Annotated in this window: 14 protein-coding genes; 8 read left to right on the top strand and 6 right to left on the bottom strand. The window is 53.9% G+C overall.

Annotated features, from left to right (window positions below):
• Nucleotide 1: 1 nt before the first annotated feature.
• Genes Q0721_RS07240 through Q0721_RS07230 form a run of 3 tightly spaced genes read right to left on the bottom strand, consistent with a single transcriptional unit; the run spans nt 2 to nt 3,532 of the window.
• On the bottom strand, nt 2-1,060 hold the full coding sequence (locus tag Q0721_RS07240) for an asparaginase (protein WP_299027553.1): 1,059 nt from the start codon (nt 1,058-1,060) through the stop codon (nt 2-4).
• 13 nt (nt 1,061-1,073) lie between these two features.
• Nucleotides 1,074-1,934: an MBL fold metallo-hydrolase gene (locus Q0721_RS07235; protein WP_299027550.1), complete on the bottom strand. Its 861-nt coding sequence runs from the start codon at nt 1,932-1,934 to the stop codon at nt 1,074-1,076.
• A 20-nt stretch (nt 1,935-1,954) separates the two neighbouring features.
• Entirely contained in the window at nt 1,955-3,532 is a 1,578-nt protein-coding gene (locus Q0721_RS07230) for an ATP-binding protein (RefSeq protein WP_299027548.1), read from the bottom strand.
• A 182-nt stretch (nt 3,533-3,714) separates the two neighbouring features.
• Between Q0721_RS07230 and Q0721_RS07225 the strand changes: the two genes are divergently transcribed.
• Nucleotides 3,715-4,878, top strand: a complete 1,164-nt coding sequence (locus tag Q0721_RS07225; RefSeq protein WP_299027545.1) for a threonine synthase — start codon at nt 3,715-3,717, stop codon at nt 4,876-4,878.
• A gap of 10 nt (nt 4,879-4,888) precedes the next feature.
• Here Q0721_RS07225 and Q0721_RS07220 read toward each other — a convergent pair whose 3' ends face one another.
• The 3 genes from Q0721_RS07220 to miaB are packed head-to-tail and all read right to left on the bottom strand — an operon-like array spanning nt 4,889 to nt 7,776.
• Complete coding sequence (locus Q0721_RS07220; protein ID WP_299027542.1) at nt 4,889-5,683, bottom strand: AAC(3) family N-acetyltransferase; 795 nt, start codon at nt 5,681-5,683, stop codon at nt 4,889-4,891.
• Nucleotides 5,680-6,408, bottom strand: coding sequence for an SDR family NAD(P)-dependent oxidoreductase (locus Q0721_RS07215; RefSeq protein WP_299027539.1), 729 nt, complete (start codon nt 6,406-6,408; stop codon nt 5,680-5,682). The genes Q0721_RS07220 and Q0721_RS07215 overlap by 4 nt, the downstream gene beginning before the upstream one ends.
• Nucleotides 6,409-6,414: 6 nt before the next feature.
• Nucleotides 6,415-7,776 (bottom strand): tRNA (N6-isopentenyl adenosine(37)-C2)-methylthiotransferase MiaB, encoded by a 1,362-nt coding sequence (miaB, locus tag Q0721_RS07210; RefSeq protein ID WP_299027536.1) that lies wholly within the window; start codon nt 7,774-7,776, stop codon nt 6,415-6,417.
• A 115-nt stretch (nt 7,777-7,891) separates the two neighbouring features.
• On the opposite strand from miaB, the gene Q0721_RS07205 reads away from it, so the two are divergent.
• The 7 genes from Q0721_RS07205 (at nt 7,892) to Q0721_RS07175 (ending at nt 15,227) form a co-directional block, all read left to right on the top strand.
• On the top strand, nt 7,892-9,166 hold the full coding sequence (locus tag Q0721_RS07205) for a C39 family peptidase (protein ID WP_299027533.1): 1,275 nt from the start codon (nt 7,892-7,894) through the stop codon (nt 9,164-9,166).
• Nucleotides 9,167-9,202: 36 nt separating this feature from the next.
• Nucleotides 9,203-10,639: a hypothetical protein gene (locus Q0721_RS07200; protein ID WP_299027530.1), complete on the top strand. Its 1,437-nt coding sequence runs from the start codon at nt 9,203-9,205 to the stop codon at nt 10,637-10,639.
• 5 nt (nt 10,640-10,644) lie between these two features.
• A complete protein-coding gene (locus tag Q0721_RS07195; RefSeq protein ID WP_299027528.1) occupies nt 10,645-11,337 on the top strand; it encodes an HAD family hydrolase in 693 nt (230 codons plus the stop codon).
• A gap of 162 nt (nt 11,338-11,499) precedes the next feature.
• Nucleotides 11,500-11,934, top strand: coding sequence for a division/cell wall cluster transcriptional repressor MraZ (gene mraZ / locus Q0721_RS07190; protein WP_299027525.1), 435 nt, complete (start codon nt 11,500-11,502; stop codon nt 11,932-11,934).
• A 19-nt stretch (nt 11,935-11,953) separates the two neighbouring features.
• Nucleotides 11,954-12,901 carry a 16S rRNA (cytosine(1402)-N(4))-methyltransferase RsmH gene (rsmH, locus tag Q0721_RS07185; protein ID WP_299027522.1) on the top strand — a complete coding sequence of 316 codons (948 nt, stop codon included), beginning with the start codon at nt 11,954-11,956 and terminating at the stop codon, nt 12,899-12,901.
• Nucleotides 12,901-13,410 carry a hypothetical protein gene (locus tag Q0721_RS07180; RefSeq protein WP_299027519.1) on the top strand — a complete coding sequence of 170 codons (510 nt, stop codon included), beginning with the start codon at nt 12,901-12,903 and terminating at the stop codon, nt 13,408-13,410. Before rsmH ends, Q0721_RS07180 begins: the two co-directional genes overlap by 1 nt.
• Nucleotides 13,407-15,227, top strand: a complete 1,821-nt coding sequence (locus tag Q0721_RS07175) for a penicillin-binding protein 2 (RefSeq protein ID WP_299027516.1) — start codon at nt 13,407-13,409, stop codon at nt 15,225-15,227. The genes Q0721_RS07180 and Q0721_RS07175 overlap by 4 nt, the downstream gene beginning before the upstream one ends.
• Nucleotide 15,228 lies beyond the last annotated feature (1 nt).

Genomic DNA, 15,228 nt, shown 5'->3' with positions numbered 1-15,228 from the left:
CTTATGAGTAGGAAGAAAGCCTTATTTCAAAGACCGGACGTATTTCGCCCACATACAACCCGCGCCAATTCTTTAAGGGCCGTGCGGCCAAATCGGCAAGGTGGGTTGTTATCTGTGCCTCGCTCAGAAGACCCAGTTGGCGCAATATCTCAATGGCCACCACTGGCCGCGCCCGCCCACCTGGATCACCGTCTGCGATCTTGAAAGCAATTCCAAGTCCAGGGCTATCTGGCTCTAGGGCTCCCGGCATAATGCCCATGCCTTGATACCCCTCCGCCCCGGCTTTAGCAATAATTTTGCCTTCGCCCAGGCCCATTACAAGGGTATCAAAACGCCCCGGGCCAGCCACCATAAACGGCACCGTCACCATAGCCGAAGTAATCGTACGGCAGGCCTGGGCTCGCCGGGGGGATAAATCCGTTGGGTCACATAGCCGGGCATAACCCAACGCAGCATTGTAAAGGGGAAGCGCAAAAACGGGCGCAGAACAGCCGTCCACACCAACGCGAATTTCATCAGGGGATATGCGGCACATGTCAGCCAGAGTGTGCAGAATGCGCTGCTGCACTGGATGCTGAGGATCCAGGTAGTGCTGCCGATCAGCCCCCATCAGAATCGCTTGTGCCAGCATATTGGTGTGCTTGCCCGAACAGTTGTGGCGAATAGGGGTAGGGGACTCCCCCCGCCGAATCATCGCCTGCCAGGTGGCCTCATGCAAAGGGGGATGCACCCCACATTGTAGTTCTTCTTCATGAACCCCCATCTTTGCTTGAAGGCGGGTGATCACCGCCACATGCTCATCCGTCCCAGAGTGGGAAGCGCACATCACCGCAATCTCTTCTGGGGTAAGCGCGAATCGCTCAACAGCCCCTTGCTCGATTAACGGCAGTAATTGAAAAGGTTTCGCGGTGGAACGCAGATGCATCACCAGGGCAGGATCCCCAAGACTAGCCAATACACGACCGTGGGAGTTCACGATAACTACAGCCCCTTGATGTACCGACTCAACGATGGGCCCTCGGGTCAATTCGACCAAGGGCACGAAGGGCGATCCAGACATGCCATGACCTCCTTCAGTCTTCCAGCGTTTCTTCAGAAGAACGGTAATGGCGCACGTAGTAACGCCACAAGCCGTACTTCAAGCGATTTTCATACTGAATGGCGCGCTCAGGGGGAACATCAAACTCCCCCAATAACTCCCGTGCAAGATTCGCCACAAGTGTCTCAAGCGGGGCAGTCCCCGTATCTAGACTCTCCAGGCGGCTCAGGACCTTCTGCAAAAACTCTGCTTGCCGCTCCACATCTTTCAGGGTCACCAGCCCGGTACGCCCACCAATGATCAAATAATCTCGATATTCGGATGTTGCTAGCACCTCCAAAGTCTGCAACCATTCGGGAATGTTCGCTTGAGCCAGAAACGGAGGTTGGGGGTAAACCACAGCATCTCCAACAAACACTGTTTTATGTTCCAAAACGTTGACCCAGATGGCCCCATTCGAGGGGCCCGGATGGTATTCCAAAACCAAGGGCGCCTCGTTCCAGAAGATTTTCATATGTTCAGTGAAGGTTATTTCAGGAGGCGACCAGCGCACATTGCCCAGATTTTCATAGAGCTCCCATTCCGCGCCAGTTTCTACACCTTGGGACTTGAGGGCGGATGGACGATTGCGCAGTGCCGAGACCACTCCCTCATGCGCAATGACCGTACAATCCATAGCCCGACTACCCAAGGTGCGATCCATATGGGCATCCAAATTGACCAGCAGACGATCTACACCGCCCCCTAAATTGACCAAGGCTGCCCGCCATGAACGAATATCCTCGGGACGAAAGGGGGCATCAATCAGCACCAGCCCATGGGAGAGGGTGATAGCCCCCAGGACAACCCCCGGATATCCCTGCTCAATGTGTAAATTTGGGAATAATTCCTGCATAGCCTGCCCTTTGTTTGGCCTCAGGTGGATTGGGTTTCACGGTAAACCGGGAGGGTAAAGATAAATCGGCTTCCCTTCCCGGTCGCGCTTTCCACCCAAATTTTACCACCATGTGCTTGCACGGCTAGCCGGCAAAAGGCCAAACCCAAGCCCAGACCACGCGGGTAGCGCTCCCCTTGAACGCGGCTAAACTTCTCGAAAATCACTTCATGATAGGCCGGATCAATTCCGGGACCGTTGTCTTGAACCCACAACTGAACATAGTCCGCCTGGGCAGAGCCTCCTAAACGCAACATGCCACCCACTGGCGTATATTTGATAGCATTTTCGAGCAAGTTAATCAGAACCCGCCGAATCATATCTCCATCCACCCATACAACCGGCAAGGAGGAAGACAGCTCAAATTCCAAGGTCTGCTGTTTGCTCTCCAGGAGGGGTTGTATCGCCTCATGCGCTTCTTGAATCAGGGCATGGGGATGAATAGGCTTCCGATTGGTGATGGGCTGACCCGCTTCTAGACGATTTATGTCCAACAGCGAACCGATCAGCCTTTGCAAGCGATCTGCCGAGCGCATGGCGATTTGAAAGACCGGTTGCAGAGCCGGCATGTTTTCCAAAGGCAACAAGGTGTTTAAGATATCCAGGCTGGAAATGATGTTGGCCAAGGGAGAGCGCAAATCGTGATAGATCATGGCTGCCAAGTCTTCGCGCAAGGCATCCAGCGCCTTACGTTCCGTGATATCCCGTAGCGTCCACTGCAAATAAGGCCTGTCCTGCAAAACTACCCGACGCACATACACCTCAACAGGAAATTCGCTTCCATCTTGACGCTTGGCGGTTCCTTGATAGGTGATAGGATGGGACCAGTCTTCCTTTGCCCACTGCTCTCGAACCATTTCCCAATTGGCCTGATGAAAAATACTCAGGGGCTGACCCACCAACTGGGGTAAAGTGTAACCACTGCTCAACACCGCTTGGCGATTGGCCTCAACAATCACACCTTCCACAGTGGTGATCAAAATAGGATCAATGCTATCGTCAAACAAATCGCGGTAGCGTTGTTGTGCTATCTGCATGGAATGATAGAGTTGCGCATTTCGCACTGCTAAACCGGCTAGGTCTGCAATGGTCTGCAACAGGCGCAAGTGTTCTGGAGTAAAAAAGCCGGGTTTACCATGCACCAAGGTCAATACACCCACCAGTTGATCCTGCGCCAGCAAAGGAACACAAATAGCAGATTTGCGCCGGCTGGCTTCTTCACGGTCGTCAGCCCGCCTTACCCAGCGTTCATCCCTGGAGGTATCCTCGACCAACGTCGCCTGACGATGCTCCGCCACCCACCCAGCCAACCCATGCTCCAGGACCTCGCGCATTTCCGCCACGGTTGGCCGATAAATGGAACTCTCAATGACGATGGCCGCCTCAACCGGTTGGCCTTCCTCACTTAACGCGATCAGGCTACCTCGCTCAGCTCCCACATTACGCGTGGAAAGAAATAGAACGCGTGCCAGCACGGTTCCCAGATCCAGACTAGATGCCAGCTCGCGGCTGATTCTCAACAGTAATTCAAACGAAGCTCGCTCTTGCTCCGACTCCACCGAGCGATATCCTTGGGATAAGTTGAAATTATCTCCCATGAGAGGATAAATACGCTTTATAATGCAAATGGATTTATTTGAGTATAGCACAAAACCAGATTTGCCCCATTTCAAACTCTTTACAATACCAAAAGCTACATTTTACTAACCCACCATGGCAAACATCGCCGGCTGGAGCTCCCTTGAACCCATCGCTTCTCACTCACTTGGCTTGCTCTGAATGTGGTCAATCCTTCTCACCTCATGAGATTCAGCGCTTCTGCCCACAATGCAGCGCGCCTCTGGTGGCTCATTATGATCTTGAGGCAGGACGGCGCCATCTCGATCGCGAACAAATTGCCCACCGCTCGCGAGGTCTATGGCGATGGCGGGAACTCCTCCCGGTTTTTGATCTGCGTTGGGCATTCACTCTAGGCGAAGGAGACACCCCCACCCTAGCGCTACCGCGTTTGGGGGAGTATATGGGCTTTCCCCACCTTTATCTCAAGGACGAGGCCATTAATCCCACCGGAACGTTTAAGGCCCGAGGACAGGCTGTAGCCCTTTCCAAGGTGCGTGAACTGGGCTTACAAAAGGTTCTGGTGCCGACAGCCGGAAACGCCGGGGGGGCTATGGCCGCTTATGCTGCCCGCGCAGGATTGAAAGCATGTGTGTTGATGCCCTCCGATACTCCGCGCGCTAACGTAGAAGAAGCTCGCATTACAGGAGCAGAGGTTATTCTGGTCACGGGGCTGATCAGCGATGCGGCACGGGAAGCCGCCGCTAGGATTGAACAGGGTTGGTATGATATATCAACTTTCAAGGAACCTTACCGGCTTGAAGGTAAGAAAACCATGGGTTATGAAATTGCTCAGTCCTTTGGATGGCGCTTTCCGGACGTCATCATCTATCCGGCCGGAGGGGGGATCGGCTTGGTAGGCATCTGGAAAGCCTATCTTGAGCTAAGGACTCTGGGATGGCTGGAAAAAGCAACCCCTCCCCGACTGGTGGCTGTCCAGGCTCAGGGATGCGCACCTTTTGTACGTGCTTTTCGGGCTCATGCCGATCATTGTGAATTCTGGGAAGGCGCTCAAACCATGGCTTCGGGATTGCGTGTTCCTAAATCCTTCGGAGATCGCCTCGTGCTCAGAGCGCTCTATGACTCACAAGGACTGGCCATTGCCGTCAGTGACACAGAGATACGCGATGCCCAGCGGAAATTGGCCTCCTTGGAGGGCATTTTTGCCTCTCCAGAGGGAGCCGCAACTGTTGCCGCGCTTCCTTATCTACGGCAATCTGGCTTTGTGCACCCTGAAGAACAGGTGCTTCTCTTGAACACCGGCAGCGGGCTTAAGTACTTGCCATAAGCGCCAGCCTTTAGGCGGCCGCCAGTTCAGCCCGGATCGCTGTGCAGCGCTCACAAGAGGGGTCATCACAAAGCAGAGCCATTGGATCTTCACGGAGGTAAGCGGTAATCCGCTCAATCATAGGCGCCAGAGGCAAAGCACGCACCATGGCACTACCAATCTGAACTTCACGCGTGAGAGCACGCAGCAACGGTTCGGCTTTCTCAAATCCTAACGAGCAGCCGGGGAAACTCGGACAGGCGACCACCCCTTGCGGGGTTAACGCCCAGCGCAAAAATTGGCGACGCCCGGCCAAACGTTCGGCCAGGTGCAGGCTGGTGTTAACCGTATGATTGACTCCTAACAATAAAACCCATCCCTCTTCTTCCATCAACACCCGAATCGGAGCCAGAGGCTCTTCTAGAGTCTGTGCATTGAGCGCCGCTTCAACCCCTACCCCCGCAAAAGAGAGGATGGGGTGACCTGAACGCTTGGCTCGGGGGTGCCGCCGTAATGTCTCGGGAATCATTCCCATCAACGGGTCAGCAGGCATGTCCAAGGTAAAGAATTCCGCCATGGCATTCTGGGCTCTCCCGCTACCATAGGTGATCGCGTTGTTCGGCGGCCCCTCCTCCGGGATGAGCATCGTCTTGTAGGTATGCGTAGGCGCCATCACCCCCGGAAAAGTGGCCAGCAAAGCCCCCACAACCGTCTCTGCTCCACCGTGAACGGGTCCAAACGCCGAGAGTGAGGCGTGCACAATCACCGGCTGTTGCCCGATTGAAAGCGCCCGCAACCCACGTAGCACCTCACGGAAGCCAATCATACACCCCTCACCAAATCCTCAAATGCCACGCGCCTTATCCAACTCCCCGCGGTCACCTCTGCCTGACGTGCCATCCAACGCACCATCCAGGTAATGCGCTTTTGCCCCTCACCGTCAAGCCAGAAGGCTTCGTCCAGAATCTCAACCAGAGGAGCAACCTCAAGCGCGCAACTAAAAATATTATAAGATAGAAGTTCATAAGCGGTCGCCTGAGTCAGGCCCGCCAACCCAAATTGACTGGCCGCAAAAGCAGCGTTTATCCTTCCTGTTTCAGAGGGGATGATCTCAGCAACAAGATTGAGGATTACACCGCCCCCAGCGGCCACCATTGGCGAGATGGCACTCTGCATCAACAAGAAGGGGCCGCTCAGGTTAATCTCCAGAGTGCGTTCCCAGTCCCATTCGTCGAGGTTAAGAAGATTGGCTTCAGGATGAACATGCAGGTTATTAATCAGCCCATCCAAACGCCCCCAGTCTTCCAGAACCTCCGTGATCAGCATTCGCGCTGGCAAGCCTTTGCCGCTATCAGCGATATACAGCTTTACCGGCGCCCCAAGGGCTTGAACTTGCTGACAGGTTTCCTCTAAGTGGGTGGGAGCCAAGTCATGCAGAGCCAAAGCAGCCCCTGCTTGAGCCAGCGCCAACGCTAGGACACGTCCCAATCCACGTGCAGCCCCACTTACTAGGATGACCTTGCCTACCAAAGGATGCCGGGCGTCAGTCATGGAGATTCAGGCGCGCTGGGAAATCTCTACCGCAACACGCGAGGCATTAATAGGTTGAACGACTTCCCCAAGCATCGACCATGGTCCTGCCCAAGTAATACGCACAGGCAGAATCAGACCGCGCAGATCCGCCTCGCTCTCCACAAAAACGAGTTTGTTGGTTTCGGTGCGTCCTTTCCAGCGCTGACGAACTTTCTCCTCAAATAGGACAAGTACCTCTCGGCCCACATATTGCTGATTGATCTCGCTGGCAATGCGTTCCTGCAATGCCTCTAGCAGGCGGAAACGACGCCATTTCTCTTCCTCAGGCACATCATCCGGCATCTTCCGCGCTGCCACAGTGCCCTCACGCGGGGAGTAACGCGCCAAATGAGCCACATCGAGACGCAACTCAGCCAGCAAATCGTAAGTACGCTGGAACTGGGCCTCCGTTTCACCCGGGAACCCCACAATGATATCGGTCGCAATGGCCACCCCCGGAATTCGCGCGCGGATTCGCTCGACTAGCCGCCGATATTGCTCGGCGGTATACCCTCGACGCATGCGTGCCAATACCTCATCATCCCCGGCTTGAACCGGTACTTCAATATGGGGCATCACCTTAGGCAATTCGGCCACGGTATCAAGCAGTTCATCGGTCATCCAGTTAGGATGTGAAGTCAGAAAACGTATCCTCTCCAACCCCTCAATTTGATGCAAACGACGCAATAGACCACTCAACGTGGGAAATTCTGGCTCATCCTTACCGTACCGATCCACAATCTGCCCTAGTAAGGTAATCTCACGCACCCCTTGCGCCACTAACGCCCGGGCTTCTGCAAGGATCACTTCAGGTGGCCGACTCCGCTCAGGTCCCCGACGGTAAGGAATGATGCAAAACGTACACGCATGGGAGCACCCATAGACCACAGGAATATAAGCAGAAACGGCCCTCCCGCGTTCCTCCTGGGGTAAAGGCAACTCTCCATCCATCCACGCAAAGCGTTGAATAGTCTCTTCCACCTCAATGTCGTGACCCAAACGCTGGCTCAAGTAAGCCAGAAGGGGGCGTGGATCAGAAGGTGGTGAAAAGATGTCTACAAATGGAAAGCGTTCGGCAACTTTGGGATTTCCCTTAACCCCTACCAAACACCCCATCAAGTTGATTATCACCTCAGGCCGCTGTTTTTTAAGCGGACGCAACGCATTCAAGCGTCCGTAGGCTTTGTCCTCAGCACTTTGACGAACTACACAGGTATTAAGCACGATAACATCCGCTTCCTCAGCGGCAGAGGCAGGCTCATACCCCAGGTGTTCCAGTGCCACCGCCACCCGCTGTGAATCGGCAACATTCATCTGACAGCCTTCGGTCCAGATATAGTACTTCATAACATCCTGATTATATCAAGGATTAGTCCTTTCTCGCGATGTGCTCTAAATTAGACCATTTATGTATTATATCACGATCTGAAGGCCTCCCTGGAATCGTGATAGAATCACCTGCATGCTGAGAACCAGAAAACACAGCGATACCCATCTTTTGCGCTGGGGTGGACGGTTTCTTTTAGGCGTCTTGGTGGCTGTGCCTGCCTTATTGACCCTCACCCTTCTTTCACCTTCCTTGCGCTCAAGGCTGATATGGCGCTATGAGGTCATCACCACTTACCTTCGTGGCATGGTTGATCCAGTCAAGCCCCTGCCTACTCCCAGAGTGCGTGTCCTCAGCACAACCCCCACGCCCTATCCTTCTCCCTCGGCACAGTCTAACCCAACCCCTACGCTTTTGGTTTCTTTGCCATCTCCAACTCCTACCCCAACTCCGTTGCCAGGGCGAGTTGAATTGCCTGTTCCACCCTATGAGAAACAGGACATCAACAACTGTGGCCCAGCCACTCTAGCCATGCTGCTGCGTTTCTACGGCTGGAACGGCAATCAGAATGACATCGCTGTGGTGATCAAACCCATTCCGCAGGACCGCAACGTCAATATCGAGGAACTTCTTTATTTCACGCGTAATTATGTGGGGTGGTTGCGAAGTGAGTTTCGGGTTGGGGGCGATCTTGCGTTGCTCAAGCGTATATTAGCAGCGGGGTTTCCAGTCGTCATTGAAGAGGGATACCTAATGGAAGAATCTTACTGGCCCAATGACGACCGATGGGCCGGACATTACCTGCTGTTGACCGGATATGACGATGGAGAAGGCTACTTTATTGCTCAAGATTCCTTCTATGGCCCGAATCGCCTAATCCCCTACGCGGGGCTGGACCAAAACTGGCAGGCTTTCAATCGTGTTTATTTCCTGGTCTTTCCCCCCGAAAGCGAGGAAACGCTTCGGGTGCTTTTGGGGGAAGATTGGGACATAGCGACAAACCGCCGCCACGCCCTCGAAACTGCCCAGCGCGAAACGCAAGAGCAGCCTGAGAATGCCTTTGCATGGTTCAATCTCGGCACCAACCTAGTTTACTTCGAGCGGTATAACGAAGCCGCAGCAGCCTACGATCAAGCGCGCATGCTTGGGTTGCCTCAGCGCATGCTTCGATATCAGTTTGGTCCCTTTTTCGCCTATTTCCACACCCATCGAATTGATGACCTAATGACGTTGACCGAATATGCCCTTAAGCGTACCCCCAATTCTGAAGAAGCCCTGCTTTGGCGAGGATGGGGGTTTTATCGGCAAGGAAAAAAGAATGAGGCAATTGCCTCTTTTGAAGAAGCCCTTAAGGCCCATCCGGGTTATCCGGATGCCGAATACGCTTTGCGCTTTGTACAGCAGAATTAAAACCCAACCCAACTGGAATAGATAGGCTCAGTCAGCATGTCCTCCAATCGTCATATCTTATCAACCCTCTTGGTGATTGCTCTCATTGCTTGTCTTGGAATTGGCGCCCTGACTCTAACAGGTTGGATGGTCCTTCGCAGTGTGGGTCAGTCGGTTGCTTGGACAACCGACTCACCGTTGCCGACCCCGACTCGTAGCGTTTCCACGCTGCGCCCCCCTTCCCTTTTACCCACTTCAACAAGCGCATCTGCTGCACAGACTTCCTTGCCCCCAGAAATTGCCGCTCAAATGGATCAGATCGAGCAACAAGTGATCCGTATTCGCGGGTTGCAACCCACCTCCCCGGTGCATCGCGAACTTCTTACCACGGCTCAACTTCGCCAGAAAGTCATTGATGACTTTCTAAAAGACTATACCCCCCAGGAAGTCGCCAAAGATGTTACCACCCTTTCCCTCTTTGGGTTACTGCCTCAGAACTACGACCTTTACACCTTGCTTCGTGATCTTTACACCGAACAGATTGCCGGGTTCTACGACGATGAAGCCAAAACCATGTACGTCATTCAAGATGAAGCCTTTTTAGGCCCGCAACGCTCCACCTATGCCCACGAATATACTCACGCCTTACAGGATCAGACCTTTGATTTCCGCAACCGACTGGGTATCAAGGATGAAACCTGCGAGTTGCAAAGTGAATATTGCGCTGCCGTTCAAGCCCTCATTGAGGGAGACGCCTCTCTTACCGAGCAATTCTGGTTGCTCAACGCGGCTACCCCGGAAGACCGCCAGCAAATTCAGCAGTTTTATGAGAATTATCAGAGCCCCATCTTTGATGCGGCGCCTGAATTTCTGCAGCAAGATTTCCTCTTCCCTTACCGCCAAGGGCTTGATTTCGTGCTCAGCCTTTATCAGAAAGGACGCTGGGCGGCAGTCAATGCGGCCTTTGAGCATCCTCCGCTTTCCACAGAACAAATTTTGCACCCCGAAAAATACCCTGGCGATGCTCCACTAGAGGTCAACCTGCCTGAATTGAGCCCCGCCTTACCGGAATACACGCTATTTGATGAAGGAGAAGTGGGCGAATGGTACCTCTACCTCCTTCTGGCTTATGCTGATTTAAGGGAATTTCGTTTACCCGACGAAGTGGCCTCCAAAGCGGCTGCCGGTTGGGGCGGAGATACCTATCAAGTTTGGCGCAATGCTCAAAGCGGTGACCTGTTCCTGCTTCTCAACATTCGATGGGATGCTGAGAAAGAGGCCACAGAGTTCTATAACGCCTTTCAGCAATATGGACGCAAGCGTTGGGGAACGCCGGTCTTGACGACAACTTCTGAGACGCGCTGGGGGATATCCTCCGGAGGCCAAAGCATTCTCATCCAAGACCGAGCCCAAACAATATGGCTTTTTGGAAATGAGACCGAGGCTGTCGGCCGTGTGCAGGCAATTCTCCAGTCAGCCCTCCCTCAGCCCTGAGCACTATGCCCCTCGATCTTTCGCGCATTCGCGCTATCTGCTTTGATATAGATGGCACCCTGAGCGATACCGATGACGAATGGGTCCAGGAGCTGGAAAATCGCCTAAGGCCCTTCCTCTTCTTTCTATCGCCGGGGCAGATCCACGCGTTAGCACGATGGCTGATCATGAGTGGTGAAACCCCAGGAAACTGGCTGTTTGAAGCCCTGGATCGTCTTGGTTTGGACCAATGGGTGCATTGGATGAGCCAACGGATGAGGATCAAACATCCCCTATCGCCTCCCCGTTTTCGGCTGATCCCCGGTGTTCCTATCCTACTCCACAACCTTTACCATCACTACCCATTGGCTATTATCAGCGCACGGGACGAATCCACGACTCTTGCTTTTTTAGATCGCTACACATTACGCCACTTTTTCCGCGTGGTGGTTACCGCGCAAACCACGCCCCACACTAAGCCTTTCCCTGATCCTCTGATCTGGGCCGCCAACGCCATAGGAGTTGAACCCCACCAGTGTCTGATGGTCGGCGATACACCCCCGGACATCCGGGCCGGCAGAGCAGCTGGCGCCCAGACAGTTGGAGTCCTATGCGGCTTTGGCAACGAGCGTGAACTCCGTCGGGCAGGTGCCGACCTGATTCTTCCCTCGCCGGTTCACTTGCTAGCGCTCTTACCACCTCCTCACTTCCTCTCATGAGCCCAATCTTGCCGCGTTCAGGAAATTTTAAGATTACAGAAGTGTAAGTTGCTTGCAAAACTGCTTTAAATCGGCTATACTGTGGGAGAAAGTGGTGGCAAGTGGTAAATTGTGGGACGCCGGATAGCCGGCGTCTCGCCATATTCAGAGGATGTAGAACTTATGTTCTTGGGCCAGCATGAGCACGTCGTAGATGAAAAGGGTCGCCTCATGGTACCCGCGCGTTTTCGGGAACTGCTGGGGTCGAACGGCTACATCACATTGGGTTTTGATCAGAATCTGATGGTGCTACCCTCTGAGGTCTTCATGCGCCTCTCCGAACACGCCCGTGCCATGAATCTTACCGACCCTAATGCTCGCCTGCTCAAGCGTCTCCTCTTCTCCCACGCCGAACGAGTCGAAATCGATCGCGTCGGGCGCATCCTAATCCCTCAGTGGCTACGCAAAAGTGCCGAGATTTCCTCCCGTGCAATGGTAGTGGGAATGGGGGACTATTTCGAAATCTGGCCCTTTGAGCGTTGGGAAGAACAACGCCAACTTCTCCAAGACCCAGAAGCCAACGCTCAACGCTTCGCCTCGCTTGAACTCTCGTTATAGCCGCTCCAGTCCAATGAGCATGCCAGTTTCGCCACCACACCAACCTGTACTTTACCAAGAAGTCATAAACGCCTTAATGCCACGCAGCCCAGGAAAGTATGTGGATGCAACCGTGGGGGCCGGTGGACACGCCTGGGGCATTTTAGAAGCCAGTTCACCTGAAGGACAACTTCTGGGACTGGATCGAGACCCACAGGCGTTGGCACTCGCAAGCCAGCGCCTTTCGATTTTCTCCGGCCGCTACACTTTGATCCAGGCTGCTTACGATACGTTGCTGACACAACTGCACATTGTAGGATGGGAGAGCGTGAACGGAATTCTATTTGATCTGGGTGTCTCTTCTATGCAATTGGAACAGGCTGAGCGAGGTTTCTCATTCCTTCAGGAAGGCCCCCTCGATATGCGATTTGATCCGGCCGATCCCCTTACCGCGGCAGATTTGGTCAACACGCTCTCAGAAACCGCCCTGGCCGATTTGATTTGGCGATACGGAGAAGAACGATACGCCCGTCGAATCGCGCGTGCCATTGTCCAAAATCGTCCCCTTTCCACCACCCGTCAATTAGCCGAAGTCATCCGTCGCGCGGTTGGGCGCTATCCCCACGAGATCCATCCGGCAACTCGTACCTTTCAGGCGCTACGCATCGCCGTTAACCGTGAACTGGAACGCCTGGAAGCAGCACTTCCCCAGGCGGTGACCGCCTTGGCTCCCGGTGGGCGCTTGGCGGTGATCGCTTTCCACTCTTTGGAAGATCGCATTGTCAAGCAATTTTTCCGCCGCGAGAGCACCCAATGTCTCTGCCCGCCGCAACAGCCCCAATGCACCTGTGGGCATCAGGCCACCCTACGCGAGATCACCCGTCACCCTATCACCCCCCAGGAAGACGAGATTCGGAGCAACCCCCGCGCACGCAGCGCCCGCCTGCGGGTAGCCGAAAAAATAGCACTTGGCATGAGTATTGCATAATGAATGATCAAACTTTCGGGATGACTGGGCAGAAACTAACAATGGACCGAACTCTCTTTCAGGCTTACCGTGAATCCCCATGGCGCATCCAGGTAAAAAGAATTGGCCTGGGATTGGCAATTTTTGCTCTGATCGCTCTTGTAGCTGGAATTTACTTGAGCATCTCTGCGCAGGCCACCGAAGTGGGGTATCAAATTACTTACCTGGAAGCCACACGTGAAGCCCAAACCCTGGAAATCGCTAGTCTGCGCTCAGAACTTGCTAGCCTGACCTCGGCCAGTGTGATGGCTCAGCGCGCCCGTGATTTGGGGTTTCAACCGGCAGACATGTCACAAGCCCTCTACGTGCCAGTGGAGTCCTCCATGGTGCGCAGGGAGGCACAACTGGCCCCACCCCCTACTTCAAAGCCTGAACCCTTGATCAAGCCAGCCTACAAGCAATCCCTATGGGACTGGATACTGGAAGAGATCCTGCAACTCCGCATCAATGTCAGGGAGGCTCAACCATGAACACCACCCCGTCAGCTCCTCCTATCTCTTTATCCCGGTTTTATCTCCTAGGAATCATCTTTTCACTCCTAAGTGTGGCCGCATTGATACAAATCATCCGTTTGCAAAGCGATGCCCGCGCCCAAGAACTCCCCAAAATCGGTGAAGCTCTCTACAATTACGAGACCCGCACGCTCTACCCAGAACGAGGGGAAATCTTTGATCGTTGGGGCAACCTTCTGGCCGGAAATGTGGAGGTTTACGAAGTCGGCGTGGCCCTAGATGAGGTCCAGCGTGCGCGTAGCGCTGAGAGCATTGCCCGCACCCTTTCGGAGATTTTGGAAAATCCTGGCTACGCTGAAATCAAGTTGGCCGCTGAAACCCCCTATCAAAAGGGTAAGGCTGAATTTGTAACCATCGCTGACTTTGTCCCTGCTCAGAAAATTCGCGTGCTCGAGGACAAGATCAAAACTGCTAAGGAAAACAGAACCCCATTAAATCTGACCGGGCTATACTGGTCGGCTCATCCCATGCGTTATTACCCTGAAAATGATCTGGCCTCTAATGTTCTGGGGTTTGTTAACTTTCTCAAACGCCCGGAAAACGTCGCTGGGTGTCAAGAAAACGGGGATTGGTGCGGTGGTCACCTAGGAGTTGAAGAATACTACGATAATCTGCTGGCTGGCACCCCCATTCAAGTGCGCTTGCCGAAGGATCCCCGCAAAATTGATAATCTTCCACCTATTCCTCCCGGTAGCAGCCTGATTCTGACCATTGACCGTGAGATCCAACACGCCATAGAGAAAATTGCTGATGAAGCCCGTGAAACCAGCGGCGCAGAGGCCGTAACGATCATCGTAGCCAACCCGCGCAATGGCGAGATTCTGGGAATGACCAGCACTCCCCGATATAACCTCAACCGTTACTGGACCTACCCGGAAATCATCGATATTCCAACTTTCAACCGAGCCATATCTCAGGTCTATGAACCCGGTTCAGTTTTTAAGGTATTGACGATGGCCGGTGGGTTGGATAGCGGGGTTGTCACTCCAGAATCCACCTTCCTGGATGTAGGAAGTTACGTTGTTGGGGGAATTCCCCTCCACAACTGGGAGTACACAGTGTGGGGAATGCAAGACATGACCGGCTGCATGCAGCACTCCATCAACGCGTGTCTGGCCTGGGTAGCCGATCAGATGGGTCCCACACGCTTTTACCAATACCTAGAAGCCTTTGGAATTGGCCGGCGCACTGGCATAGACTTGGCTTACGAAGCCGTCTTTCCCCTCCGCCGCCCTGGGGATACGAACTGGCACGAGGTGGATCTAGGGACCAACTCTTTTGGCCAGGGCGTCTCGGTGACACCCATCCAGATGGTTGCAGCCATCTCAGCAGTGGCCAATGAAGGCAAGATCATGGCCCCTCATATTGTCAAAGCCTACATCCGCAACGGTCAGCAAATCGAAGTCTCGCCCAAATTGATGACCGCTCCAATCAAGGCCGAGACTGCCCGAACACTTAGCGAGATGCTAGCCAATGCGCTGGTCAATGAAGCCTCTCCGGCGGTTGTGCCCGGCTACCGTCTAGCTGGCAAGACCGGCACGGCCAGTATCCCTACAGCTCAGGGCTACACTTCTCCGCTCACCAATGCCTCGTTTGTTGGATGGGGACCGGTGGATGATCCACGGTTTATCGTTTATATCTGGATGGAAAAACCGGCTGCCTCCCCCTGGGCCTCTGTCATCGCCGCGCCGGTATTCCATGATGTTGCGGAACAAGTGATCACTATCCTGCGTATTCCACCCGACGAAGTTCGCCAGCAGATGAAGCAACCTTAAG

Source organism: uncultured Thermanaerothrix sp., from assembly GCF_938028735.1.
Taxonomy (GTDB): domain Bacteria; phylum Chloroflexota; class Anaerolineae; order Anaerolineales; family Anaerolineaceae; genus Thermanaerothrix.
This window is presented reverse-complemented; position numbering and strand designations above follow the sequence as displayed.